This is a genomic window from Kitasatospora sp. NPDC034023 (assembly GCF_055575795.1).
In genome coordinates this window covers 34,695-59,310 of record NZ_JBVIRY010000002.1, presented here as the reverse complement: position 1 = coordinate 59,310, position 24,616 = coordinate 34,695, and the positions used below count along the sequence as shown (strand labels likewise).

The window sequence follows — 24,616 nt, the reverse complement described above, 5'->3', positions numbered from 1 at the left end:
GTGCGTCCGCCCGGGGCCCGTCAACTCCTCACGTCCTCGACCCCTCAGCGCGGTACGGCCGCAGCCTCGCGCAGCAGGCCCGCCACGATGTCCACGCCCTCGCGGGTGAGCACCGACTCGGGGTGGAACTGGAGGCCGGCGAAGCCGGGCCCGCGCAGGGCGTGGACGTCGCCGGTGGCGGCGTCCCGGGCGACCTCGACGCCCGCGGCGGCGAGCCGGGCCGCGTCGGCCTCCGAGCAGCGCGCGGTGAAGGTGTTGTAGAAGCCGACCGTCCGCTTGCTGCCGAACAGGTCGATGCTCTCCTGCGCGCCCTGGTACGGGACGGCCTTGCGGCCCAGCGCCAGCCCGAGTTCGGCTGAGAGCAACTGGTGGCTGAGGCAGACCGCGAGCAGCGGCGCGGTCCGGGCACCGGACCGCGCGGCGGCCAGGGCGTCCGCGACGATCGGCCGCAGCACGGCCATCTTGGGGTCGTCGGCGACGGCCGGGTCGCCGGGGCCGGGGCCGAGCACCAGCGGGCCGCGGTGCGCCGCGACCAGCGCGCGCAGCCCGGGCTCGTCGTAGCGCACGACCGTCACCCGGTGGCCGAGCGAGCCGAGCAGGTGGGAGAGCATCGAGGTGAAGGTGTCCTCGCCGTCGACGACCAGCGTCGGCTCGGCCTCGGTGATCCGGGCCGGGGTCTGCATCCGCAGCCAGAACGGCGCGAGGCCGGCCCGGCGGGCGTCCAGCGCGGCCTGCACCCGGTGGTTGTCGGCGAGCCGGGGGCCGGTGGGGTGGGGCAGCCGGGCGGGCGCGGGCCGGGCACCGATCGCGGTGAGCACCCCGGCGGCCTTGGCGTGGGTCTCGGCGACCTCGGACTCCGGGACGGAGTGGCGCACCAGGGTGGCGCCGACCCGGACGACCAGCCGTCCGGTGGCCGGGTCGATGTCGGCGGTGCGGATGCAGATCGGCGAGTCCAGCAGCTGCCCGCCGCTGGCGGAGCGTCCGATCAGGGCGAGCGCGCCGGAGTAGTAGCCGCGCCCGGTGGGCTCGTAGCGGTTGATGACCCGGGTGGCGTTCTCGACCGGGCTGCCGGTGACGGTGGCGGCGAACATCGTCTCGCGGAGCACGTCGCGGACGTCCAGCGAGGTGCGCCCGCGCAGCTCGTACTCGGTGTGGGCGAGGTGGGCCATCTCCTTGAGCCGGGGCCCGAGCACCTGGCCGCCGAGGTCGCCGACCGTGCACATCATCTTCAGCTCCTCGTCCACGACCATGGTGAGCTCCTCCAACTCCTTGGGGTCGTGCAGGAATTGGAGCAGCGAATCGAGGTCGGAGCCGCCTGCCGGATAGCGGTAGGTGCCGGAGATCGGGTTCATCACGACGGTGCCGCCGCTCTGCCGGACGTGCACCTCGGGGGAGGCGCCGACCAGGACCCGGTCACCGGTGTGCACCAGGAAGGTCCAGTAGGCGCCGCGCTCCTGCTCCAGCAGCCGCCGGAACAGCGTCAGCGCGAGCGCGGGGCTGAAGTCCTCCAGCGTGGCGTGGAAGTCGCGCCGGATCACGAAGTTGGCGCCCTCGCCGTTGCCGATCTCCTCCTCGACCACCCGGCGGACGATCGAGGCGTACGAATCGTCGTCCACGTCGAACGCGCCACCGGCAAGCGAGACCGGCAACTGCGGTAGGGCGGAAGTGAATTCGGCCAACGGTAGAACGTGCTGCTCAGCCACCGTGAGGGCCTGCAGCGGGGTGCCGTCGTCGTGCGCCTCGAAGCCGCGCTCGCGGATCTGCCGGTACGGGACGAGCGCGAGCAGGTCGTGCACCGGGGTGCCGCCGGCCGGGGCACCGCTGCGCACCGGGAGGTCGGCGAGGCGCTCGTAGCTGTCGACGCTGCCCAGCAGCACCTCGACGGTGTCCGGGGCGAGTCGGGGGGTGCGGCGGTGCAGCAGGGCGAAGGCGGGGGCGCCGGGGGCGGTGAGACGGGTGAGCAGGTCGGTGATGGTGGTCACGGTGCGGCTTCCTTCCGGGTGGAGGGCGAGGGCGGTGCTGGATTCCGCTCCCGGAGGGCCGTCAGCTCAGACGCCGACGGCCGCCCCGAGGGGCGGCCGTCGTGTTCGTCTAGGAACGCGCGATCGGTGGGCCACCCTTGGGGGAGGCCCACCACCAGGAGTGGTTGTGGGGCGCGTGCATGGCTCGAGCGTAGCGGATCCGGCAGGACGGGTGAGCGAGGTCACTCCTTTGTCCGAGATGTGTCTCACCCCTCGGGCAATGGTCACGAATCGCTCGGGTCACCCCGTAGCCTTGGCGGTGTGACCGCTACGACTGAGACATCGAGGGCTGCCCACTCCTGGCAGTCCCTGCCCGCGGCGCAGCAGCCTGAATGGCCGGACCAAGAGGCTCTGCGCAAGACCCTTGCCGAGCTCGCCTCGTATCCGCCGCTCGTCTTCGCCGGCGAGTGCGACCAGCTGCGCGCCCGGCTCGGAGCCGTGGCGCGCGGGGAGGCCTTCCTCCTCCAGGGTGGTGACTGCGCCGAGGCCTTCGACGGTGTCTCGGCGGAGCACATCCGCAACAAGCTGAAGACCCTGCTGCAGATGGCCGCCGTGCTGACGTACGCGGCCTCGGTGCCGGTGGTGAAGGTCGGCCGGATCGCGGGCCAGTACTCCAAGCCGCGTTCCAAGTCGACCGAGACCCGCAACGGTGTGACCCTGCCGGTCTACCGGGGCGACTCGGTGAACGGCTTCGAGTTCACCCCCGAGTCCCGCAACCCGGACCCGGAGCGCCTGAAGCGGATGTACAACGCGTCCGCCGCGACGCTCAACCTGGTGCGCGCGTTCACCACCGGTGGCTACGCCGACCTGCGCCAGGTGCACGCCTGGAACCAGGACTTCGTCCGCAACTCGCCGGCCGGCCAGCGCTACGAGCAGCTCGCCCGGGAGATCGACAACGCCCTGGCGTTCATGAACGCCTGCGGTGTCGCGCCGGAGGAGTTCAAGACGGTCGAGTTCTTCTCCTCGCACGAGGCGCTGATCCTCGACTACGAGACCGCGCTGACCCGCGTGGACTCGCGCACCGGCGAGCTGTACGACGTCTCCGGCCACATGGTGTGGATCGGTGAGCGCACCCGGCAGCTGGACCAGGCGCACATCGAGTTCGCCTCGAAGATCCGCAACCCGATCGGCGTCAAGCTCGGCCCGACCACCTCCGTGGACGAGGCGCTCGCCCTGATCGAGAAGCTGGACCCGGAGCGCGAGCCCGGCCGCCTGACCTTCATCACCCGGATGGGCGCGGGCAAGATCCGCGAGCACCTGCCCGCCCTGGTGGAGAAGGTCACCGCCTCCGGCGCCAAGCCGGTGTGGATCTGCGACCCGATGCACGGCAACACCTTCGAGGCCTCCAGCGGCCACAAGACCCGCCGCTTCGACGACGTCCTGGACGAGGTCAAGGGCTTCTTCGAGGTGCACCGCGCGCTCGGCACCCACCCGGGCGGCATCCACGTGGAGCTGACCGGCGACGACGTCACCGAGTGCGTCGGCGGCGGCGACGAGGTCATGGTGGACGACCTGCACCAGCGCTACGAGACGGCCTGCGACCCGCGGCTCAACCGCAGCCAGTCGCTGGACCTGGCGTTCCTGGTGGCGGAGATGTACCGGGGGCAGTGAGCCCCGGGCACTGCCGGCCCCCGGCGGTGCCGGATGTGACGTAAGCCCCTCCGGATTCGGGATTCCCGAGCCCGGAGGGGCTTTTTCGTACCCGGATCGCCGGGTAAGGTGAGGCTTAGTGAACTAAGGCAAGCCTTAGTCAAGATCCACTCCGTACTTCACCCCGGGAGAGACCGCGATGTTCGTGTGCATGTGCCATGCGGTCACCGAGGACCAGGTGAAGAAGGCAATCGACGGGGGTGCCAACACCCCCCGCCAGATAGCGAAGGGCTGCAAGGCCGGCACCGACTGCGGGTCCTGCGTGCGCCGGATCCAGGCGCTGCTCGGCGAGCACGGCGCCCGGCCCTGCCCGACCGCTCGGCTGGCCGCGAAGCTCGGCCTCGCCGAATCGGAGCCGCAGCCCGCGCCCGACGCCATGCCGGCTGCCGCTGTGCCGGCCGCCGCCGTTGCTCCGGCGAGGCTTGCCGCGGGTCCGATCGCCCCGGTGGTCACGCTGCGCGTCGCCTGAGGCCGGATCCCCGGGGTCCAAGCCTGGCGTCTGAGGCCCGGCGCCTGAGGCCCGGCACCTGAGGCCTCAGGACTCCGGCTGCTCGATGAGCTGGGCGATGTAGAGCGCCTCGCCGAGCTTCTCCAGGAGCTCCAGCTGGGTGTCGAGGTAGTCGATGTGGTGCTCCTCGTCGGCCAGGATGTCCTCGAAGATGTTCGCCGAGGTGACGTCGTTCTTGGCCCGCATCACCACGATCCCGCGCTTGAGCCGGTCGATCGCCTCGACCTCGATCTGCCGGTCGGCCTCGAACATCTCCTTGACCGTCTGGCCGATCCGGACGTGGAACAGCCGCTGGTAGTTGGGCAGCCCCTCCAGGAACAGGATCCGGTCGGTGAGCGTCTCGGCGTGCTTCATCTCGTCGAAGGACTCGTGCCGGGTGTACTTGGCGAGCTTCGTCCAGCCGAAGTTCTCCTGCATCTTGGCGTGCAGGAAGTACTGGTTGATCGCGGTCAGCTCGGCGGTGAGCTGTTCGTTGAGGAACTCGATGACCTCGGGATCGCCCTGCATGGCGGTGCCTCCTGCGCTCGTCCTGGAGTAAGTCCTGCGCTGGGCATCCTGGCACCGTAATGGGAAGTAATTCCAGTAAGTTCACACTCACTAGGACATGTGTCGGAATATCCGATTTGGCCGGAGTCGGCCGGTGGGCGATCGACGGTTGGCCCGTCCGGGCGGGGCGTGAATCCGCGCCAAGGGGCGCGCGTCGGCGTACGTCCGCCGTCTGTCACCATGGATCCATGGGTCAGTCCAAACACGAACCGCTGCCGCCGTCTGACCCGAGGCTCCCCCCGGGCCAGCGCGAACAGCGCGGCTGGCCCGCCCTGCACTACGGGCCGGTACCCCGCTTCAAGCCGCTGACCTGGGACCTCCAGGTGTTCGGCGCCACCGCCTCGGCGGAGAAGCACAGCTGGGACTTCGAGGGCTTCAACGCCCTGCCGCGTACCACCGTCGTCGCGGACCTGCACTGCGTGACCAAGTTCTCCGTGCTCGGCAACGAGTGGACGGGCGTGTCGGCCGCCGCCGTGCTCGACCTGGTGCCCCCGGCGCCCGGCGTCACCCATGTGATGGTCTGGGCCGAGTACGGCTACAGCGCCAACCTGCGGCTCGCCGACTTCGCCGACCCGCGCACCCTGCTCGCCACCCACCGCAACGGCGAGGCGCTGACCGCCGAGCACGGCTTCCCGGTCCGGCTCGTGGTGCCGCAGCTCTACGCCTGGAAGGGCCCCAAGTGGGTCCGCGCGGTGGAGTACATGCGGGCCGACCGGCGAGGCTTCTGGGAGGAACGCGGCTACCACAACCTCGCCGACCCCTGGGGCGAGCAGCGCTACTCCTACCAGGAGGAGCCGGGCGAGGGCCCGCTGCGCTGAGCCCGGCCGCAACGGCCGCAACGGCCGGGGCAGGGGTGCCTAGAAGAGCGAGAAGCGGACCGTCACCGCACTGTGCTGCGGCCGCCGCTCCCCGGCCGCCGGGGACTGGCCGTTCACCTTGACCGCGCCGAACACGTCCCAGCCGGTGGTCTGCATCGTGAAGCCCGCTGCCTGCAGCGCCTTCTGTGCCTCGTCCTTGGTCATCCCGGTGACGTTCGGGACCGGCACCATGCCCTTGCTGACCACCAACGAGACCGCGGCGTTCTCCTGCAGCTGCTGCCCGGCCGCCGGCGAGCTGCTGATCACCGAGCCCTCCGGGACGTTGTCGTCGTACGTCTCGGTCACGCTGCCCTTGGACAGCTGGGCGCCGGCCAGGGCCGCGGCGGCGTCGGCGGCGCTCTTGCCGACGAGGTCCGGCACCGCGACCCGCTTGGGCCCCTTGGAGACGGTGACGGTGATGCTGTCGCTCCGGCGGGTGCGCGCGCCCACCCCGGGGTCGGTGGAGATCACCTGTCCGGACGGGACGGACTCGCTGAACGCCTCGACGAACTTGCCGTGCAGACCCTCCTTGTCCAGGATTCGCTGCGCCTCGGCCCGGTCCTTGCCGAGCACCCCGGGCACCGAGCCGTACAGCCCCTCGGACAGTCCGTAGGTGGCACCGCCGACCGCCAGCACCAGCGCGGTCAGCACGGAGGCCCAGATCAGCGCCTTGCGGGGGATCCGGCGCAGCAGGCCGGGCCGGCGCTCGCGCGCCGGGGCCGGCTCGTCGTACGGGCGCGGCTCGGTGAGCAGCTGGTCCATCAGCTCCGGCGGCACGTCCAGCACGCTGGTGCGCTCCGGCGGCGGGGCGTCGGCGGGCCGCGGCAGCGGCTGGATCACCGAGGTCGGCTCGCTGGTCGGGTAGCGCGGGCTCGGCCGGGTGGAGGCCGGCGGCTCGGCGTCCAGCTCGGCCGGGGTGAGGGTGCGGCGGACCCGCTGGAGCGCGGCGAGCAGCTCGACCGCGTCGTACGGGCGGGCGTCGGCGACCCGGGCGCAGGCGCCGGCCACTATGGCGTCCAGCTCCGGGCCGACCGCCGGGGCGACCAGGGAGGGGGCGGGGACGTTCTCGTGCAGGTGCTTGTACATGACCTGGACGGGGTTGTCGCCGGTGTGCGGGCGGCGGCCGGTGAGCATCTCGTAGAGCAGGATGCCGGCCGCGTAGACGTCGACCCGCTGGTCGGTGGGGGCGTCCGGGAGGATCTGCTCGGGGGCCAGGTAGGAGACGGTGCCCAGGACCGTGCCGCCGGTGGCGGTGCTGGTCGAGGTGGGCGCGCCGTCGGCGGCGCCGAGCACCCGGACCAGGCCGAAGTCGGCGACCTTGACCAGGCCGCTCTCGGTGATCAGCACGTTCTCCGGCTTGACGTCGCGGTGGACGAGCCCGGCCCGGTGGGCGGCGCCGAGGGCGGCGAGCACCGGCTCCAGGACGTCCAGCGCGGCCCGAACGGAGAGCGCGCCGCAGTCGCGCAGCAGGTCGCGCAGGGTGCGGCCGGGCACGTACTCCATGGCGAGGAAAACGTTTCCGCCGTCCGCGCCCTGGTCGAAGACGTTGACCACATTGGGGTGGGTGAGCTTGGCGACCGCCTTGGCCTCGCGGATGAAGCGGGTGGTGAAGGCCTCGTCCCCGGCCAGCGCGGGGTGCATCACCTTGAGGGCGACCACCCGGTCGAGCCGGGTGTCGGTGCCCTTGTAGACGGTGGACATCCCGCCGGTCGCGATGCGCTGCTCGACCCGGTACCGGTTGTCGAGCAGGGCGCCGATCAGCGGGTCGTGCAGTGCCATGTCCACCCGGCGAGTCTAGTGCCGGGCCGGGCGGCCGGACCCGGAGGACGCCGCCCCGGGGCCCGGCTGTGCCCGGCTTGTGACACGCCGGTGCTTCAGAAGGCAGGCCGCTCCCGGGTGTCCAGGTCGGCCCGGCCGGCCATCGCGGAGGAGGCCTCGGCGTGGAAGCGGCGCGGGATGCGCCCCGCCCGGTGGGCGAGCCGGCCCGCCTCGGCGCCGTGCCGCATCGCCTCGGCCATCAGCACCGGGTCCTGAGCCCGGGTCACCGCGGAGGCCAGCATCACCGCGGCGCAGCCCAGCTCCATCGCCAGCGCGACGTCGGAGGCGGTGCCGGCGCCCGCATCCAGGATCACCGGGACGCCCGCACTCTCCACGATCAACTGGAAGTTGTGCGGGTTGCGGATGCCGAGACCGGAGCCGATCGGCGAGCCCAGCGGCATGATCGCGGCGCAGCCGACGTCCTCCAGCTTGCGGGCCAGCACCGGGTCGTCGTTGGTGTACGGCAGCACCGTGAAGCCGTCGTCGACCAGGGTCTCGGCGGCGTCCAGCAGCTCGATCGGGTCCGGCAGGAGGGTTCGCTCGTCGGCGATCACCTCCAGCTTCACCCAGTCGGTGCCGAGCGCCTCGCGGGCCAGCCGGGCGGTCAGCACGGCCTCGCCGGCGGTGAAGCAGCCGGCCGTGTTGGGCAGCACGCGGATGCCGTTGCGGGTCAGCACGTCCAGGACGGAGCCCTGGGTGCCCGCGTCGACCCGGCGCATCGCGACGGTGGTCAGCTCGGTGCCGGAGGCGAGCAGCGCGCGCTCCAGCACCTCCAGGCTCGGCGCGCCGCCGGTGCCCATGATCAGCCGGGAGGAGAAGCTCGTCCCGGCGATGGTCAGCAGGTCGTCGGCCATCTCAGCCTCCCTGCACGGCGGTGAGGATCTCGACCCGGTCGCCCGCGGTCAGCGGCGTCTCGGACCACGAACTGCGGGGCACCACGGCCTCGTTGAGGGCGGCGGCGACGCCGGAGTTGGCCCGGCTGACGGTGGCCACCACCTCGGCGAGGGTCGTCGCGGCCGGCACCTCGCGGGGCTTGCCGTTGACGGTCAGTGCGATCTCGTCCGGACCGGTTTCGTTCGGTGCGGTCTCGTTCGGGCCGGTTTCGTTCGGTGCGATCTCGGTCATGCCAGGGCCTTCGTGGTGGGGCGAGCGGGGGCGGGGGAGAACCGGGTGGGGGTGAACGGCTGCGCCAGTTCGGGGAGTTCGCCGGTGGCCAGGTACTCGGAGAGCAGGTCGGCGGTCACCGGGGTGAGCAGCACGCCGTTGCGGTAGTGGCCGGTGGCGGCGACCAGCCCGGGCAGTGACGTCGGGCCGAGCAGCGGCGCGTTGTCGGGCGAGCCCGGGCGCAGACCGGCCGAGGTCTCCGCGAGCGGGAGTTCGGTGAGACCCGGGACCAACTCGTGCGCGTCGCGCAGGAGTTCGTACACCCCGCCGGCGGTGACCGTGGTGTCGTAGCCCTGCTCCTCGGTGGTCGCGCCGATCACCAGCTCGCCGTTCTCCCGCGGCACCAGGTAGATGTGCCGGCCGCGCACCACGGCGCGGACGTTGCGGGAGAGGAACGGCCGGTAGGCGTCGGGGACCCGTAGGCGCAGCACCTGCCCCTTCACCGGGCGGATCGCGGGCAGCACGCCCTCGGGCAGACCGGCCAGCCGGTGGCTGTGCGGGCCGGCGGCGAGCACGACCTGGTCGGCGGTCACGGTCTCGTGCGTGCTCAGGCGGGCGCCGACCGCGCGGCCGCCCTCGACCAGCAGCTCAACCGCCTCGGCGGCCCGGACGACGACGCCCGCGCGCTCCCCGGCCGACAGCAGCGCGGTGAGCATCCGCCGGCCGTCCACCTGGTGGTCGTCCGCGACGTGCAGGCCGCCGCGCACCCCGGGGGCGAGCATCGGCTCCAGCCTGCGGGCCTCCCGGCCGGTCAGCCAGGTCGAGTCCAGGCCCAGCCGCCGGTGGAAGGCGTGCAGTTCGCGCAGTTCCTCGCGGTCGTCGGAGTCCAGCGCGACGGCGATCGTGCCGCACTGGCGGTAGCCGGTGTCCTGGCCGCCGCTCGCCTCCGTGAGTTCGGCGACGAAGTCCGCGTACCGCTCGTTGGAGGCCATGCCGAGGCGCAGCAGCGGCTCCTCGCCGTACTGGAGCTCGGTGACCGGGGCGAGCATCCCGGCCGCGACCTTGCCCGCCCCGCCGCCGGGGGTGGGGTCGACCACGACGGTCCGCAGCCCTCGCTGCGCCGCCCGCCAGGCGACGGCGAGGCCGATGATGCCCCCGCCGATCACCAGGACGTCGGGTGGGGCGCCTGATGGCATGCGTGTCAAAGCTGCTCTTCTCCCTTCGCCGGTATGACCCGGATCAGGTTCGGACGGTCGCAGGCCGTGCCAGCCCGCCTCTCAGCCCGGTTCGCCGGGCTCCCGTGATGGTGTCCCCACCATAACGCCGGGGCCCGGCCCGGCCGAAGGGCCGGACGAAGGGTGGACAGGGGGAGGCGGAAGGGGGCCGCTCGGCGCGAGGCCGCGCCTGAACGAAGGGTGGACGGCCCGGAAGCGGTGGCGTCGCGCTGAGTACAGTGACGGGCGTGGCAGAGCTGAGCGGGACGGATCAGGTGGTCGTCGTCGGGGCCGGGCTGGCCGGGGCGCAGTGCGCCCTGAAGCTGCGGCAGGGCGGTTGGCGGGGGCGGATCACGCTGGTCGGCGAGGAGCCGCACGCGCCGTACGACCGGCCACCGCTCTCCAAGGACGTGCTGCTCGGCAAGAGCGACAGCACCACCCTGGACATCGACTACGCGAACCTCGGCATCGAGGTCCGCACCGGCCGCCGGGCCACCGGCCTCACCCCCGGCGTGCTGCACACCGACGACGGCGACCTCCCGTACGGCTCGCTGGTGATCGCCACCGGCGCCGTCCCGCGCGCCCTGCCCGGCGCCGAGCGGGCCCACCTGCTGCACACCCTGGACGACGCGCTGGCGCTGCGCGCGCTGCTGCGCCCCGGCCTGCGGCTGGTGCTGGTCGGCGCGGGCTGGATCGGCGCCGAGGTGTCCACCGCCGCCCGCGAGGCGGGCTGCGAGGTGACCGTGGTCGAGGCGGGCCCGGCGCCGCTGCCCGGCGCGCTGCCGACCGCGATCGGCTCGGCGATGGCCGCCTGGTACGCCGAGGCCGGCGTCGACCTGCGCTGCGGGGTCGGCGTGGCCGCCGTCGAGCCCGGCGCGGTGCTGCTGGCGGACGGCTCGCACCTGCCCGCCGACGAGGTGGTGGTCGGCATCGGCGCCCGGCCCGCGACCGAGTGGCTGACCGGCTCCGGCGTCGAACTGGACGGGACCGGCGCCGTCGTGGTGGACGCGCGGCTGCGCACCAGCCTGCCCGGTGTCTTCGCGGCCGGGGACTGCGTCAGCTACCCCTCGGCCCGGGCCGGCGGCCGGCTGGCCGTCCAGCACTGGGACCACGCGCTGCAGTCCGGCGAGGCGGCGGCCGCCGCCGTCCTCGGTGCGGACGCGCCGCCGTACGACCCGGTGCCGTACTTCTGGTCGGAGCAGTTCGGGCGGATGGTCCAGTACGTGGGCCGGCACGCCGAGGGCGACGAGCCGCTGTGGCGCGGCAGCCCGCAGGACGGCTCCTGGGCGGTGCTCTGGCTGCGCGACGGGGTGCCGAGCGCGCTGCTGACCGTGGACCGGCCGCGCGACCTCACCCAGGGACGGAAGCTGATCGAACGCGGTGCGGCGCTGGACCCGGCCCGCGCGGCGGACCCCTCGGTTCCGCTGAAGTCGGCGGTCGCCGGGTAGCGGCTGGTGCGCGGCGGGCCGCGGAGGTGGCAGTCTGGTGGCGTGAGTGAGATCGAAAGCAAGATTGAAGCCCTGGTCGCCGAGTGGATGTACCTCCCCGACATCTCCGAGCAGTGGGGGGTGCGCGTCACCGAGGTGCGCGACCTGGTCCGCAGCGGCGGCCTGATCGCCGTCCGGCGGGGCCCGAACAAGTCGCTGCAAGTCCCTGCGGCGTTCATCGACGGCCAGGGGCTGGTCAAGCACCTGTCCGGCACCCTGACCGTGCTGCGCGACTGCGGGTACAACGACGTGGAGATCCTGGAGTGGCTCTTCACCGAGGACCCGTCGCTGCCCGGCAGCCCGATCCAGGCACTGCGGGAGAACCGCGGCACCGAGGTCAAGCGCCGCGCCCAGGCGATGCTGATCTGATGGCGGCGGACACGCCGCGCGCCCGCCTGGCGGACGCGCGCCTCTACCTGTGCACCGACGCCCGCCGCGAGCAGGGCGACCTCGCCGAGTTCCTCGACGCGGCGCTGGCGGGCGGGGTGGACATCGTCCAGCTGCGTGACAAGGGCCTGGAGGCCAAGCAGGAGCTGGCGGCCCTGGAGGTCTTCGCCGACGCCTGCCGTCGGCACGGCAAGCTGCTGTCCGTCAACGACCGCGCCGACGTCGCCCACGCGGCCCGGCCGGACGTGCTGCACCTCGGCCAGGACGACCTGCCGGTGCCGGCCGCCCGGGCGATCCTCGGCGAGGACGTCCTGATCGGCCGGTCCTGCCACGCCGAGTCCGAGGTGGACGCGGCGGTCGCCGAACCCGGGGTGGACTACTTCTGCACCGGCCCGGTCTGGCCGACCCCGACCAAGCCGGGCCGCCCGGCACCGGGCATCGGCCTGGTCTCGTACGCGGCGAAGCAGGCCACCGACCGGCCGTGGTTCGCCATCGGCGGGATCGACCTCGGCAACCTGGACGAGGTGCTGGCCGCCGGTGCCCGCCGGATCGTCGTGGTCCGGGCCATCACCGCCGCGGAGGACCCGCGGGCGGCCGCCGCCGAGCTGTCCCGCCGGGTGCGCGCGGCGCTCTGACCGCCGCCGAGGACCGCCTTTGAGGCCGTCGCCGTCCGCCAGTACTTGCGGACGGTGGCGGTCTCGGCCACGTCTTCAGTACTTGCGGATGGTGGCGGCTTCGGCCACGTCTTCAGTACTTGCGGATGGTGGCGGCTTCGGCCACGTCTTCAGTACTTGCGGATGGTGGCGGCTTCGGCCAGTGCCAGCAGCACCCCGCGGGCCCGTTCGTCCACCAGCGGGGCCGCCTGCAGCGCGGCCAGCGACTGCCGCATCAGCTCCTCGATCCGGTGCTCCACCAGCTCGGGCGCGCCGCTGCGGGCGACCAGTTCGCGCAGCCCGGCGACCTCCTCGGGTGCCAGGTCCGGCGCGCCGAGCCGCTCGTCCAGGTGCCGGGCGTCGGCGGTGGGCAGGCCGCGCATCGCGTGCGCGACCAGCAGGGTGCGCTTGCCCTCGCGCAGGTCGTCCCCGGCCGGCTTTCCGGTGACCGCCGGGTCCCCGAAGACGCCGAGCAGGTCGTCCCGCAGCTGGAACGCCTCGCCCAGTGGCAGCCCGAACGCCCCGAGGGCCTCGACCAGCTCGGGTCCGGCCCCGGCCAGCAGTGCTCCGACCTGCAGCGGGCGTTCGATCGTGTACTTCGCGGACTTGTAGTGCAGCACCGTCTGCGCCCGGTCCAGCGCGCCCTCGTCCGTCGAGTCGCCGGCCACCGGCTCCAGCACGTCCAGGTACTGGCCGAGCATGACCTCGGTGCGCATCAGGTCGAACACCGGCTTGGCGGCCAGCACGGCGGCCGGCTCCAGGCCGGAGCGCAGGAACAGCTCGTCGCACCAGATCAGCAGCAGGTCGCCGAGCAGCACCGCGGCCGAGGCGCCGTACTGCTCGCGGTCCCCGCGCCAGCCGCTGTCGCGGTGCAGCGCCTCGAAGCGGCGGTGGATCGAGGGCAGGCCGCGGCGGGTGTCGCTGCGGTCCATCAGGTCGTCGTGCACCAGGGCACTCGCCTGGAGCAGTTCCAGGGCGGCGGCCGCGTTGGCGATCCCGTCGCCCCCGTCGCCCCCCGGGCTGGCCGGGCCGCCGGCGGCCCGCCAACCCCAGTAGCAGAAGGCCGGGCGCAGCCGCTTGCCGCCGTCGAGCAGGAAGTCGCGCAGCGCGTCGGACGCGGGGACCAGCTGGGGCGAGATCTTGCCGAGCAGCGCGGACTGGCCGTCCATGAACGCGGCGAGCGCGGCGTTGACGCGTGTGCGGACGTCCTCCACGTCAATGGGATTGGCCGGCCGGGTGCTGGACGAGGTCACGATGGGGCTCCGCTGGTTCTCTGGGGTGCAGCAAGCGTAGCTGGGCGGCTGGGAACGGGCGTGCGAGCAGCCCTGCGGGGTCAACCGGAATGCCGTCCACTAATTGTCTCAATCCGTGGAATCGGGTTGTCCGGCCTCCATGAGGGGCGGATAGCCTGCCAGCATGGCACTCGGTATCGCTTCCACGAGAACGGATCGCGCACTGACCGTCCGCGAACTCCTGGCGGCCGGCAAGCGCTCCTTCTCCTTCGAGTTCATGCCGCCGCGCACCGAGGTCGGTGAGCAGAAGCTCTGGGACGCCATCCGTCGACTCGAACCGCTCGACCCGAACTTCGTCTGCATGACGTACGGCGCGGGCGGCTCCTCGCGCGAGCGCACGGTCAACATGGTCGGCCGGATCGCCACCGAGACCACGCTGACCCCGGTCGCCCACCTGACCGCCGTCGACCACTCGATCGCGGAGCTGCGCAACATCATCGGCCAGTACGCCGACCAGGGCGTGCGGAACGTCCTCGCCGTCCGGGGTGACCCGCCGGGCGACCCGCTGGGCGAGTGGGTCAGCCACCCCGAGGGCGTCACCTACGCGTACGAGCTGGTGGAGCTGATCAAGGGCATCGGCGACTTCTGCGTCGGCGTCGCGGCCTCGCCGAACATGCACCCGCGTTCGAGCAACTGGGACGACGACATCCGGCACTTCGTGGCGAAGATCCGCTCCGGGGCCGACTACGCGATCACCCAGATGTTCTTCGAGGTGGACGACTACCTGCGGCTGCGCGACCGGGTGACCGCCGCCGGCTGCGAGACGCCGATCATCCCGGAGATCATGCCGGTCACCAACGCCAAGCAGCTGGAGCGTTTCCCGCAGCTCAGCGGCTCGCCCTTCCCCGCCGACCTGGAGGCCCGCCTGCGGGCGGCCATCGACGACCCGGCGGCGCTGCGGGCCGTCGGCATGGAGCACGCCACGGCGATGGCCGAACGGCTCCTGGCCGAGGGTGCGCCCGGTCTGCACTTCATCACGCTGAACCACTCGACGGCGACGCTGGAGATCTACCAGAACCTGGGGCTGCACAAGCGCTGAGCCGCGGCCCGCCGCCTGCGGGTGGTCCTGGCCCGACTGCCGTGCTGACGTCGGGTGTTCACGAGTCCGTCACCGTTCCGACGGGGACGGGCTCGGTCGTGTGCGGCCGGTTCCGGGTGCGGTGGGAACGCGATGCGGTACCCCGGCCGTTGAACCGGTACAGTCGCCGGACACGCGCGGCGTGGACGCGCGGGCACGCGACTGGAGGTAGCGGGCGGATGGGCATCGGATACCTGCTGCTGTACGCCGCGTTGGCGGTGGTGGCGCTCTGGCTGGTCGCCGAGGTGCTGCTGCAGAACCGGGCGCCGCTGCACTGGCGGGCCCTGGCCCTGGTCGGCTTCCTGGGCGTGGCCGCCGGGATGAACCTCGGGTCGGTCGTGGTGATCGGGGCCGGCGCGGTGCTGTTCGCGGTCGGCCAGACCTTCGTGACGCTCTCGGTCAAGCGCGGCTACCGGGACGGCTGGTCCCTGCGGAAGGCCGACGGCAGCCTGCCGGGCCCGCTCGCCAAGGTGCCGCTGCTCGGCGCCCTCACCGGCGGCGGGGCCGCGGTGGCGGCCGTCGCGGTCGCCAAGGAGCGGATCGGCGAGGTCAGCGCCGTCGAGGAGCCTCCGGCCGTCCAGCCGACGCCCGAGGAGCTGCCGGAGGTCGAGCAGACCGCCGCCTTCGCGATGCAGGAGCTTGCCCAGGACGGCATCTACGCCCCCGCGTACTACGAGCAGCAGCAGCCGCAGCAGCAGGCCCAGGACCCGTACGCCACCGCCTACCAGGGCGGCTACGACCAGCAGCAGTGGCAGACCCAGCAGCAGCCCGCCTTCGCCTACGACCAGTCCTACGGCGCCTACCCGCAGCAGCAGGACCCGCAGCAGATCCCGCAGCAGGACCCGTACGGCGCCTATCCGCAGCAGCAGAGCCAGCAGCAGATGCCGCAGCAGGACCAGTACGCGGGCTACCAGCAGCACCAGCAGGCCTGGGACCCGAACGCCCAGCAGCAGCACCAGCAGCAGTGGCAGCCCCAGCCCGACCCGCAGACCCAGGGCATCCCGCCGCAGCCGGTCTACGACCAGAACTACGGCTACCAGCAGCAGAACACCTGGCACCAGGGCTGACGCGACCGGACAAGGCGAAAGGGGGCCGATATCGGCCCCCTTTCGCCTTGTCCGGGGCGCGCTTACGCCGGTCCCACCAGGTTGGCGGCGATGCAGGCCGACATGCCGACGCGGGCGAGCCCGCCGCCGGGGTGGGCGGTGCCGCCGATGAGGTACAGGCCGGGGACGGGGGACTCGTTGGCGGTCTTCAGCCAGTCGCCGTCGGTTCCGGCGAGGACGGGCAGGGCGACCGAGCCGCCCGGGGCGCCGGTCTCCCGGCGGGTGTCCTCCGGGGTGCGCACGACCCGCCACAGCACCCGCTCGCGCAGGCCCAGGCCGGCCGCGTCGACGTGGGCGAGCAGCCGGTCGGCGTAGCGCTCGGCGACACCGGGGGCGGTCCAGTCGACGACGCCCTGGGCCGGGACGGTCGCGGTCAGCACCACGCTCTCGTGCGCGTCGTCGGGGCGCAGCGCGGGGTCGTCCGGGCGCAGTACCTGCACGGTGGGGCGCTCGCAGAGCGGGGCCAGGCCGGTCAGGGCCCGCTCCTCGGCGGCGAGGTCGGCCGCGTGCACCACCGTGCGGTGCGCGGTGCCCTCCGGCCGGGGGCCGCGCAGCGCGAGCAGCACGCCGAACCGGCCGGGCGCCCCGGACGGCGTCCACGCCTCGGCGGGCTTCCCCGGCCACTCGGCCAGGCCGTGGCCGAACAGCGCGTCGGAGTCCATCGCCGAGAGCACCAGATCCGCGTCGATCCGGCCATCCGCCGTCTCGACGCCGCGCGCCCGGCCGTCCTCCACCACGACCCGGGTGACGGGCGTGGCGAAGCGGAAGTCGACCCTGCGCAGCTCGCAGCGCCGGTACACCGCCTCCGCCAGGGCGCGCAGGCCGCCCCGGACGTACCAGACGCCGAAGGACTGCTCCATGTACGGCAGCACGGTGGCCCCGGCGGGGGCCAGGCCCGGGGCGAAGCCGTACCGGACCGCGGACTCGAACAGCAGGGCGGTCAGGCCGGGGTGGCCGTCCAGTTGGCGCGCCGCCACGTCGTGCAGTGTCCACGGGACGGCGCGGCGCAGCCGGGCCAGGCCGGTGCGCGGCGGGACGGGGTACGGGTCGGTGCCCAGGAACGCCCGGTCGGCCGGGAGCGGCTCCTCCAGCAGCGGGCGGCGGGTGGCCTCCCAGACCGTCCGGCCGTGGTTCATCACCGCACTCCAGCGGGCGCCCGAGCCAGCCCCGAAGGCCGCGTCCAGGGCCTGGCTGACGCCGCCGCGGGAGGCGTTGGGCAGGGCGACGGCGGTGCCGTCGGGGAACAGGTGCCGGCTCTCCGGATCGACCGGGGCCAGCTCTACCAACTGTTCCAGCGGCTCCTTGCCGGTCTTCAGCGCGAGGTCGCGGTAGACGGCGGGGAGCGCGAGCAGCCCCGGCCCGGTGTCGAAGGCGAAGCCGTCGCGCTCGTAACGGCCGACCATGCCCCCGTACGTGCCGCTCGCTTCGCAGACCGTCACCCGGTGGCCGAGGGTCGCCAGCCGGGAGGCCGCCGCGAGCCCGCTCATTCCTGCGCCGATGATGACGATCCGTGCCATGGCACCCGATCCTAGGGCCCGGCTTCGGGCCCGCCGGTCAGGCCCCCGGCTGCCCGGCGTACGCGCTCCCCACGGCCCGGGCGGCCTTGCGCTCGCGGCGGCGGGCCCGGAAGGCGCGGATCTTGCTGATCGCCAGCCAGACCAGCAGCAGGCCGACGGCCAGGACCACGGCGGCGATCGACGCGGCCAGCCAGGGGTGGAAGATCGCCAGGGTGACCAGGCCGGCCACCGAGAGGTCCTCCGCCATGCTGACCACGATGTTGCTGGCCGGCTCGGGAGATGTGTTGACTGCCATCCGCAGCGAGGCCTTCACCAGGTGGCTGACCAGCGCCGTGGTCCCGCCCATCACACCGGCCGCGACCTCGCTCAGCGAGCCGGGGTCGTTGCTCGCGATCAGCACGCCCACGGTGGCCCCGGCGATCGGCCGGATCACGGTGTGCACGACGTCCCAGACGCTGTCCACGTACGGGATCTTGTCGGCCACCGCCTCCATCGCGAACAGCACGGCGGCCGCGATCAGCACGTCCGTGCGCTCCAGCGCATGCGGCACCGACTGCGCGTCGGCGAACCGGCCCAGCAGCCCGAGCAGCAGCACCACCGCATAGGCGTTGATTCCGCTGGCCAGTCCGCTGGTGAAGATCAGCGGCAGGATCGTCATGGCCTCCCCCTCCTCGTGAACCCGGGCCGGTTCCGGCCGGCCCCGCCGTACCGTACCGGGACCCGGGACGCCGTGCGGACGTGTGTCGGTTCCGGCGCGGGGGGACTGAGTACGGATACTCAGATCCGCGGTTGAGTACGTGAGCGGATGGCCTGCGACCTGCGGAGACGGGAGAGTAGTGGCACCCGGGAGGAACGGCGCGTCGGGCGCCGCTCCACCCGGGTGGCGGATCCGTCCAACCCTCCGGCCGTGATGGCCAGGGGGACGACGGGGGAGATCCGCGACGGGGCTGGTCACGGTCCCCGCACCGCCGGCACGGGGCGGCGGAGCGGGCCGGGGGGAGACCGGCCACGGGGGAAGTTCGTCACCGCCGCCCATGGGGGGAACGGCGGAGCGACGGAACACGGCGGCGGCGCGGACCGGGGGAGGGTCCGCGCCCGCCGCCGATCCGCGTGTCCGGGGCCAGGCGCCGGAGCGGACGGATTGTCAGTGGTGCCGTTCACGATGGAGGAGCACGGACCACCCGGTCCGCGCGCTGCCTCGGAACGGGGGAGACCATGACCATCAGCCACCCTGAGCCCGTCACCGCCCGCCTCCACTCCGCCGCCCTCCCCGTCACCCCGGGCCCGTCGGGCGCACGCCCCGCGGGCCGGGACGTCCACCCCGTGCCGCGCCGGACCGCCGCGCCGCCGGCCGCCCTCGACCTGCTCGCCGACGCCCACCGCACCCTCGCGCGGGCCCGCGCCCTGGAAGACCCGCTCGAGCGCTACGCCACCGCCCACCTGGCCGCGCTGCGCACGGTGGCGGCCGTCCTGGCCGTGCGCGGCCGCCCGGAGAAGAACCCGCGGCGGCGCAAGGCCATCCGCAGTGCCTGGGAGGTGCTGCCCGAGGTGGCCCCGGAGCTCGCCGAATGGGCGCTCTTCTACGGCGTCGGCGCCCGCCGACGGGCCGCCGCGGAGGCCGGGATCCGGGGCGCCGCGTCGGCCCGCGACGCCGACGACCTGATCCGCAACACCGCCCTGTTCCTGCGTCTGGTCGAGCGGCTGCTGGGCCTGCGGGTGGTCCCGCCCGCGCCGCGGCTGCCGCTGGACGGCGACGAGCGGCCGGGGGTGGAGGGCCCGCGCGCCCGGCGGGCATGAACGCCCGGCGGGCATGAGCACCCGGCGGGCGTGAGCACCCGGCAGGCTTAAGGTGGAGGCATCCTGATCGAACTGCACGTGCCAAGGAGTCCCACCTTGTACCCGACGCGTCCCCGCAGTGCCCTGCGTACCGCCGTGGTGTGGGAGGTGGTGCGGGCAGCCCTGGAGAAGCGGGCGGCCGAGCTGGACCAGCCGGTGCTCGACGTGGTCGACACCGGGGGCGGCACCGGTAACTTCGCCGTGCCGGTGGCCAAGCTCGGCCACCGGGTCACTGTGGTCGACCCGAGCCCGGACGCGCTGTTCGCCCTGGAGCGCCGGGCCGCCGAGGCCGGCGTGACAGACCTGGTGCGCGCCGTCCAGGGCGACACCCAGACGCTGCCCGAGCTGGTCGCCCCCGGCACCGTGGACGCGGTGCTCTGCCACGGTGTGCTCGAGGTCGTGGACGACCCGGCGGAGGCGCTGGGCAGCCTGGCCGGCACCCTGCGCAAGGGCGGCCTGGTCAGCCTGCTGGCCGCCAACCGCAACGGCGCCGTGCTGGCCCGCGCGCTGGCCGGCCACTTCAACGAGGCCCGGACGGTGCTCTCCGCGACCGACGGCCGCTGGGGCGAGCAGGACCCGATGCCGCGCCGCTTCACCGGCGAGGAGCTGGGTCGGCTGGCCGAGGCCGCGGGCCTGCGGGTGGAGTCGGTGCACGGCGTCCGGGTCTTCGCCGACCTGGTCCCCGGGGTGCTGGTGGACACCGAGCCGGGCGCGCTGGAGGCGCTGCTGAAGCTGGAGGAGGCCGCCGCCGAGCAGCCCGCCTTCCACGCCGTGGCGACCCAGCTGCACCTGCTGGCCACCCTGGCCTGAGCCGTCCGTCACCGGGCCTTCGCGGCCTTCGCGAAGCCTTCGCGAGACCTACCGCCGCCGTACGGTTCGCGCACCGCACGGCGGCGGTTCGCGATCCGGTCGCCCGCCGGTTGTCCGGCCCGGCTGTCCGGCCGGTTTCCGCGCTCCGGCGGCGGAGCTCCCCAGGTCCGGACCGATTCCATCGGGTCGGGCACTTGTCCGGGGCGTGGCGCGTTGGCACGGGTGCGGCCGTGCCCGGTCGAAGTGGCCCGTCCCACGCGGCGCAGACCACTCCGTAACGGGCCTACGGACCGTATGATCTGGGTAAAGCCGGAAAGCATGACAGCCGGATGCGTGGGGCATATGGACGACACGGGCCGGGTCCCCCGCACAGGCGTCCGACCGTGTGCCCCAAGGCTGATTGGACTTGCCTCCCCGACCGGGGTGGGCGGACCGGTCGCACCCGCGACCGACGAGTAGGAGGACTCCGTGCCGCTCTCGGAGCACGAGCAGCGACTGCTCGACCAGATGGAGCGAGCGCTGTATGCCGAAGATCCCAAATTCGCGTCGGCGCTTGAGGGAACCGGGCTGCGCACTTACACCCGTCGGCGGGTCTACCTGGCCATCGCCGGATTCGTGGTGGGGATCGGCCTCTTGATGGGCGGCATGGTCGTACCGGATCAGATCTGGGTCAGCGTCGTGGGCTTCCTGGTCATGCTCGGGTGCGCGGTGTTCGCCGTGACGGGCTGGCGCCGCGGGCCCGCGACCCAGGGCTCCGGGCCCCGCCAGGCCGCCGCCCCGCGCCGCAAGGCCGGGATGATGGACCGGGTCGAGCAGCGCTGGCAGCGCCGCCGGGACGAGCAGACCGGCGGCTTCTGAGCCGTCGGGCCGTCCGGCGCGACCGAGACCTAAGACGCCGGGGGCGGGCAGTCGATCGACTGCCCGCCCCCGGCGTCTTTCCGTGTCCGGCCCGGAGCTCAGGACTCCTGAGTGTCCGACGTGGGGGTGTCCGACGGGGCGGCGTCCGGCCTGGGCCGCCGGGTGAAGACCCGCCGGAGCGGGGCGGTGGCCGCCTCGCCCGTCCGGGCCGCCCGGGTGCCGACGGCCGCCCGGGCCGCCCGCACCGCGTCGGAGGTCCGCCACCACAGCTGCGCCGAGGACGGCGGCAGCAGCAGCGCCCTGGTCCGCCCGGCCCGTCCGACGCTCGCCTGCAGGCCACGCCGGGCGGTGTGGACGTCGGCGGCCAGCGGTGCCGCGGTGGTCTGGCCGGGCGGGGCGTACAGCACCCGCTCGGTGGCCAGCGCCAGTCGGCCGGCGGCAGCCGCCGAGTCCGCGTCCAGGTCCGCCTTCTCGGTGATCCGTCGTGCGGCCGAGCGCGGGGTGCGTGACTCGTCCGGGGGAATTCCGAGGTCCCAGGCGGAGTCGACCAGCTCGTCCCAGGCGGCGAGCACCTGGGCTTCGGTCAGCTCCGCGGACCCGGTCCCGCCGGGGCGGCGCCGCCCGCCGCCGCCGAGCCGGCGACGGCGTACGGCCGTGCGCCAGAGCATCGGGACGAGCAGCAGTGCGATCACCGCCACCACCGCGGCGAGGGCGCCGAGCACCTGCCCGGACAGCAGCCAGGATTCTTCGGCGGTCTTGGCGGCGGTCTTGCCCATCGGCCCGCAGTCGCCCAGCTGGCGCTGCTTGGCGGTGCAGTCCGAGGCGGCGGACGGCGCCGGGGCGGCCGACGCGGTCTGCGGGGCGGTGGTCGCGTGCTGGGTCGGCGCGGTGGTCGCGGCGCCGGACGTCTCGTTGTAGTGCGTCGCGATGCCGCGGCTCGGGGTCGGCTCGAAGCGCAGCCAGCCGTAGCCCGCGAAGTACAGCTCGGGCCAGGCGTGGTACATCCGGCCGCTCACCGAGTAGACGTTGCCGCCCTTGTTGTCGCCGGGGGTGAACCCGACGGCGACCCGGGCCGGGATCTTCAGCACCCGGGCCATCGCCGCCATGGTGGAGGCGAAGTGCACGCAGAAGCCCCGGCGGTCGCGCAGGAAGACCGCGATGGCGTTGCTGCCGGTGCCCGCGCTGACCGAGGTGTCGTACTTGAAGTCCGGGCCGGTGAACCAGTTCACCAGGGCCATCGCCCGGTCGTAGTCGTTCTGCGCGCCGCCGGTGATCGACCGGGCCTGGTCGGCGACCACGCCCGGCAGGTCGGACGGGACGACGGTGTAGTGGTCCCGGACGTCCTGCGGCGCGATGGGCGCCAGGCGCAGCTCGTTGGCGGTGGGCCGCAGGTCCAGGGCACTGGCGTGGTAGCGCAGCCCGCGGATCGCCTTGTCGTTGCTCGGGATGACGGTGCGGGTCAGCGGGTCGAGCTTCCAGTCCCCGCGGTTGGGGACCTGGACGGCGGCGGCCGGGTAGGGCAGCGGCAGCCAGCTGTTCTCCAGCCGGTCGCTGATCTGGAAGTCGGCCTCGACCCGGGGGACGTTGGCGTTGCGCAGGCCCTCGGGGGCGGGCAGCGACGCCGGGAGGTCGTTGACCGTGGTGCTGCCGAGCCGCCAGCTGGTGCCGTCGAACTGGTCCAGCGAGCCGGTCCGCAGGTAGATCTGGTCGGCCAGCTCGCTGTCCATGGTGTAGCTGAGCAGCTCGGCGTCGGTGGGCTTGGTGATCGCGGCCTCCAGGCTGACCAGCGGGTCGAGGCTGGTCGCCACGCTCCCGCCGGTGCCCTTGCCGGAGCTTCCGCCGGAGCCGGAGTGCAGCAGCCCGGCGTCCCAGTGCGGGAGGACGACCGGGAGCAGTATCGCCACGGCCAGCGCCAGGACGCCGACCTGTCGGCCGCCCGGGCTGACCTTGGAGGAGCTCACGGTGCCGCGGGCGGTGCCGCGGAAGACCCGGCCCCAGCGGGAGACCCGGTCCTGGCCCTCGGCGAAGAGCAGCAGCAGGTAGCCGGCCGCGGCGGCCGCGAACCAGAGCCAGCTGCCGTGGTCCCCGGACAGGCCGTTGCCGATCGAGTAGAGCGCCAGCAGCGGCAGCCCGGCCAGGGCCGAGTGCCGGTAGGTCACCGCGACGGTGTCCACCACGATGGCGATCAGGCCGACCGCCGAGACCAGGATCAGCCGCAGGCCGGCGGTGGGCGGCGCCGGGATCGCGTACTGCTGGATGTCGTCCAGACCGGTGGAGAAGACCTGCTCCAGGACCCGCAGCGAGGACGGCCCGGGCAGCGCACTCCCGGCGAAGCCGATGACCACCAGCAGGAGCAGCACCAGCAGCTGCCCGACCGGCACCGTCCAGCGGTACAGCGGGGAGCGGCGCAGGCCGGCGCCGACCCCGGCGACGACGGTGATCACCAGGACGGCGTGGGTGAGCCAGCTGCGCGAGGTCAGCAGCGGGAGCAGGCAGAACGAGGCGAGGGCGGTGGCCAGCGCCGCGTAGACGGTCAGTTTGGCCCGGGTGGTCACGCGCCGGCCTCTTCTCGGTTGGGGGCGGTCGTCTTGGCGCCTTCGGCGGCCCGCCACAGGTCCGGTACGGAGTCGCCGGCGCGCACCGGAATGACCGTCCAGCCGGCCTCGCGCAGCTGCCGGACCCGGGCCCGGACCTCGTCGCCGCCGGTGTTCGGGGCGAGCATCCGCAGGCCGGCCCAGGTGCCGGTGTCCAGCAGGAAGGCGATCGCCCCGCCGGTACGGCTGCGCAGTCGGCCCAGCCGGGCGGTCTGCGTGTCGTCCAGCTCGCCGAGGACGGCGACCAGCAGGCCCTCGCCGCCGGTGCGCAGCGGCTCCTCGGCGCGGGAGAGCGTGCCGCCGTCGGACAGGTCGGCGACCGCGAGGGCGTCCAGGATCAGCCCGGAGGTGTCGGCGGCGTTGTTGTGGCCGCCCGCGCCGGGCCCGGGCACCGAGAGGCCGGTGTCGGTGAGCAACTGGGTCTGGTAGCCGCGCTCCAGCAGGTGCGTGGCGACCGAGGCGGCGCAGCTGACCGCCCACTCGAAGGAGGAGGCGGGGCCGCTGCCCCGGTGGCCGATCTCGCGGGTGTCCAGCAGGACGGTGGCCCGGGCCCGCTGCGGCTGCTCCTCGCGGCGCACCATCAGCTCGCCGTACTTGGCGGTGGAGCGCCAGTGCACCCGACGCAGGTCGTCGCCGGGCCGGTACTCGCGCAGGATCACGTCGTCGTCGCCGGCCAGCGCGAGGGTGCGGCTGTGGCTCTCGCCCTGGCCGAGCCACTCGCCGCTGAGCCGGACGAACGGCAGGGCCTGGACCTGGGGGACGACGGTGAGGACGTCGGAGGCGGTGAAGGCGCGGGTCACCTCGCACATCCCGAACGGGTCGGACAGCCGCAGCTGCAGCGGCCCGAGCGGGTAGCGCCCGCGCAGGTCGGAGCGGACCCGGTAGGAGACCTCGCGGTGGCCGCGCGGCTCGACCCGGTCCAGCACGAAGCGCGGGCGCGGCCCGAGCACGTACGGGACCTTGTCCTCCAGGAGCAGCAGGCCGGTGGGCACCCGGGAGACGTTGTCGAGCCGCAGGTGGACCCGGGCCTCCTGGCCGGCGATCGCCCGGCGCGGGCTGAGCCGGCGGCCGCTGGCGACCCGGTACCGGGTGTTGGCGACCACCACCACGGCGACCAGCGGGAGCGCGGCGAGCAGCACGCCGACCCGCAGCAGGGCGTCCTGGTCGAGCAGGTAGGCGCAGACCACCGCGGTGAGGCCGGCGGCGAGGAAGGACCGGCCCCGGGTGGTGAGGCCGTGGAAGCCGGCCCGCAGCCCTGACGCCGAGTCGGACTGGACCAC

At 73.7% G+C, this 24,616-nt stretch carries 22 protein-coding genes and 1 riboswitch; of the genes, 11 read left to right on the top strand and 11 right to left on the bottom strand.

Features of this window, described 5'->3' with window-relative positions; translation table 11 throughout:
- Window positions 1-44 precede the first annotated feature (44 nt).
- Entirely contained in the window at window positions 45-1,982 is a 1,938-nt protein-coding gene (locus tag ACZ52R_RS03125) for an anthranilate synthase family protein (protein WP_465621482.1), read from the bottom strand.
- Window positions 1,983-2,282: 300 nt separating this feature from the next.
- Between ACZ52R_RS03125 and ACZ52R_RS03120 the strand changes: the two genes are divergently transcribed.
- Together ACZ52R_RS03120 and ACZ52R_RS03115 are read left to right on the top strand one after the other, a co-directional pair.
- A complete protein-coding gene (locus ACZ52R_RS03120) occupies window positions 2,283-3,632 on the top strand; it encodes a class II 3-deoxy-7-phosphoheptulonate synthase (RefSeq protein WP_465621480.1) in 1,350 nt (449 codons plus the stop codon).
- 178 nt (window positions 3,633-3,810) lie between these two features.
- On the top strand, window positions 3,811-4,140 hold the full coding sequence (locus ACZ52R_RS03115) for a (2Fe-2S)-binding protein (protein ID WP_465621478.1): 330 nt from the start codon (window positions 3,811-3,813) through the stop codon (window positions 4,138-4,140).
- A 66-nt stretch (window positions 4,141-4,206) separates the two neighbouring features.
- Here the strand turns inward: ACZ52R_RS03115 and bfr are convergent, their stop codons facing one another.
- A complete protein-coding gene (bfr, locus tag ACZ52R_RS03110; protein WP_045692153.1) occupies window positions 4,207-4,686 on the bottom strand; it encodes a bacterioferritin in 480 nt (159 codons plus the stop codon).
- A gap of 227 nt (window positions 4,687-4,913) precedes the next feature.
- Here bfr and ACZ52R_RS03105 point away from each other — a divergent pair, with 227 nt between their 5' ends.
- Complete coding sequence (locus ACZ52R_RS03105; RefSeq protein WP_360492384.1) at window positions 4,914-5,543, top strand: sulfite oxidase-like oxidoreductase; 630 nt, start codon at window positions 4,914-4,916, stop codon at window positions 5,541-5,543.
- Window positions 5,544-5,582: 39 nt separating this feature from the next.
- Here the strand turns inward: ACZ52R_RS03105 and pknB are convergent, their stop codons facing one another.
- From pknB to thiO, 4 genes are all read right to left on the bottom strand, one after another.
- Window positions 5,583-7,361 (bottom strand): Stk1 family PASTA domain-containing Ser/Thr kinase, encoded by a 1,779-nt coding sequence (gene pknB, locus ACZ52R_RS03100; RefSeq protein WP_465752769.1) that lies wholly within the window; start codon window positions 7,359-7,361, stop codon window positions 5,583-5,585.
- 95 nt (window positions 7,362-7,456) lie between these two features.
- Window positions 7,457-8,254 (bottom strand): thiazole synthase, encoded by a 798-nt coding sequence (locus ACZ52R_RS03095; protein ID WP_360492381.1) that lies wholly within the window; start codon window positions 8,252-8,254, stop codon window positions 7,457-7,459.
- A gap of 1 nt (window position 8,255) precedes the next feature.
- Complete coding sequence (gene thiS, locus ACZ52R_RS03090) at window positions 8,256-8,456, bottom strand: sulfur carrier protein ThiS (RefSeq protein WP_360493009.1); 201 nt, start codon at window positions 8,454-8,456, stop codon at window positions 8,256-8,258.
- A gap of 65 nt (window positions 8,457-8,521) precedes the next feature.
- Window positions 8,522-9,700 (bottom strand): glycine oxidase ThiO, encoded by a 1,179-nt coding sequence (thiO, locus tag ACZ52R_RS03085; protein WP_465621476.1) that lies wholly within the window; start codon window positions 9,698-9,700, stop codon window positions 8,522-8,524.
- Window positions 9,701-9,703: 3 nt separating this feature from the next.
- Window positions 9,704-9,816, bottom strand: a riboswitch (TPP riboswitch).
- 141 nt (window positions 9,817-9,957) lie between these two features.
- Here thiO and ACZ52R_RS03080 point away from each other — a divergent pair.
- From ACZ52R_RS03080 to thiE, 3 genes are read left to right on the top strand one after another with little or no spacing between them, the layout of a single operon-like run.
- Entirely contained in the window at window positions 9,958-11,166 is a 1,209-nt protein-coding gene (locus tag ACZ52R_RS03080; protein WP_465752592.1) for an NAD(P)/FAD-dependent oxidoreductase, read from the top strand.
- A gap of 42 nt (window positions 11,167-11,208) precedes the next feature.
- The gene (locus tag ACZ52R_RS03075; RefSeq protein ID WP_360492372.1) at window positions 11,209-11,574 is read left to right on the top strand and encodes an Rv2175c family DNA-binding protein; all 366 of its coding nucleotides are present in this window, start codon (window positions 11,209-11,211) and stop codon (window positions 11,572-11,574) included.
- Window positions 11,574-12,227, top strand: a complete 654-nt coding sequence (thiE, locus tag ACZ52R_RS03070) for a thiamine phosphate synthase (RefSeq protein WP_360492370.1) — start codon at window positions 11,574-11,576, stop codon at window positions 12,225-12,227. The genes ACZ52R_RS03075 and thiE overlap by 1 nt, the downstream gene beginning before the upstream one ends.
- Window positions 12,228-12,376: 149 nt before the next feature.
- Here the strand turns inward: thiE and ACZ52R_RS03065 are convergent, their stop codons facing one another.
- Entirely contained in the window at window positions 12,377-13,498 is a 1,122-nt protein-coding gene (locus ACZ52R_RS03065; protein ID WP_465752590.1) for a polyprenyl synthetase family protein, read from the bottom strand.
- A gap of 163 nt (window positions 13,499-13,661) precedes the next feature.
- On the opposite strand from ACZ52R_RS03065, the gene metF reads away from it, so the two are divergent.
- Both metF and ACZ52R_RS03055 read left to right on the top strand, forming a co-directional pair.
- Complete coding sequence (metF, locus tag ACZ52R_RS03060) at window positions 13,662-14,576, top strand: methylenetetrahydrofolate reductase [NAD(P)H] (protein ID WP_360492364.1); 915 nt, start codon at window positions 13,662-13,664, stop codon at window positions 14,574-14,576.
- A gap of 218 nt (window positions 14,577-14,794) precedes the next feature.
- Complete coding sequence (locus tag ACZ52R_RS03055; RefSeq protein ID WP_465752588.1) at window positions 14,795-15,682, top strand: hypothetical protein; 888 nt, start codon at window positions 14,795-14,797, stop codon at window positions 15,680-15,682.
- Window positions 15,683-15,744: 62 nt separating this feature from the next.
- Here the strand turns inward: ACZ52R_RS03055 and ACZ52R_RS03050 are convergent, their stop codons facing one another.
- Both ACZ52R_RS03050 and ACZ52R_RS03045 read right to left on the bottom strand, forming a co-directional pair.
- The gene (locus ACZ52R_RS03050; protein ID WP_465621465.1) at window positions 15,745-17,238 is read right to left on the bottom strand and encodes a phytoene desaturase family protein; all 1,494 of its coding nucleotides are present in this window, start codon (window positions 17,236-17,238) and stop codon (window positions 15,745-15,747) included.
- A 37-nt stretch (window positions 17,239-17,275) separates the two neighbouring features.
- Window positions 17,276-17,896: a DUF4126 domain-containing protein gene (locus ACZ52R_RS03045; RefSeq protein WP_360492355.1), complete on the bottom strand. Its 621-nt coding sequence runs from the start codon at window positions 17,894-17,896 to the stop codon at window positions 17,276-17,278.
- Between the two features lie 563 nt (window positions 17,897-18,459).
- On the opposite strand from ACZ52R_RS03045, the gene ACZ52R_RS03040 reads away from it, so the two are divergent.
- The 3 genes from ACZ52R_RS03040 (at window position 18,460) to ACZ52R_RS03030 (ending at window position 20,742) form a co-directional block, all read left to right on the top strand.
- Complete coding sequence (locus ACZ52R_RS03040; protein WP_465621655.1) at window positions 18,460-19,035, top strand: SAV_6107 family HEPN domain-containing protein; 576 nt, start codon at window positions 18,460-18,462, stop codon at window positions 19,033-19,035.
- 96 nt (window positions 19,036-19,131) lie between these two features.
- Window positions 19,132-19,884: a methyltransferase domain-containing protein gene (locus ACZ52R_RS03035; RefSeq protein ID WP_465621463.1), complete on the top strand. Its 753-nt coding sequence runs from the start codon at window positions 19,132-19,134 to the stop codon at window positions 19,882-19,884.
- 468 nt (window positions 19,885-20,352) lie between these two features.
- A complete protein-coding gene (locus ACZ52R_RS03030) occupies window positions 20,353-20,742 on the top strand; it encodes a DUF3040 domain-containing protein (RefSeq protein ID WP_360492347.1) in 390 nt (129 codons plus the stop codon).
- A 98-nt stretch (window positions 20,743-20,840) separates the two neighbouring features.
- Here the strand turns inward: ACZ52R_RS03030 and ACZ52R_RS03025 are convergent, their stop codons facing one another.
- Both ACZ52R_RS03025 and ACZ52R_RS03020 read right to left on the bottom strand, forming a co-directional pair.
- Window positions 20,841-23,297, bottom strand: coding sequence for a transglutaminase TgpA family protein (locus ACZ52R_RS03025; RefSeq protein WP_465752586.1), 2,457 nt, complete (start codon window positions 23,295-23,297; stop codon window positions 20,841-20,843).
- Window positions 23,294-24,616 (bottom strand): DUF58 domain-containing protein, encoded by a 1,323-nt coding sequence (locus tag ACZ52R_RS03020; RefSeq protein WP_360505357.1) that lies wholly within the window; start codon window positions 24,614-24,616, stop codon window positions 23,294-23,296. The genes ACZ52R_RS03025 and ACZ52R_RS03020 overlap by 4 nt, the downstream gene beginning before the upstream one ends.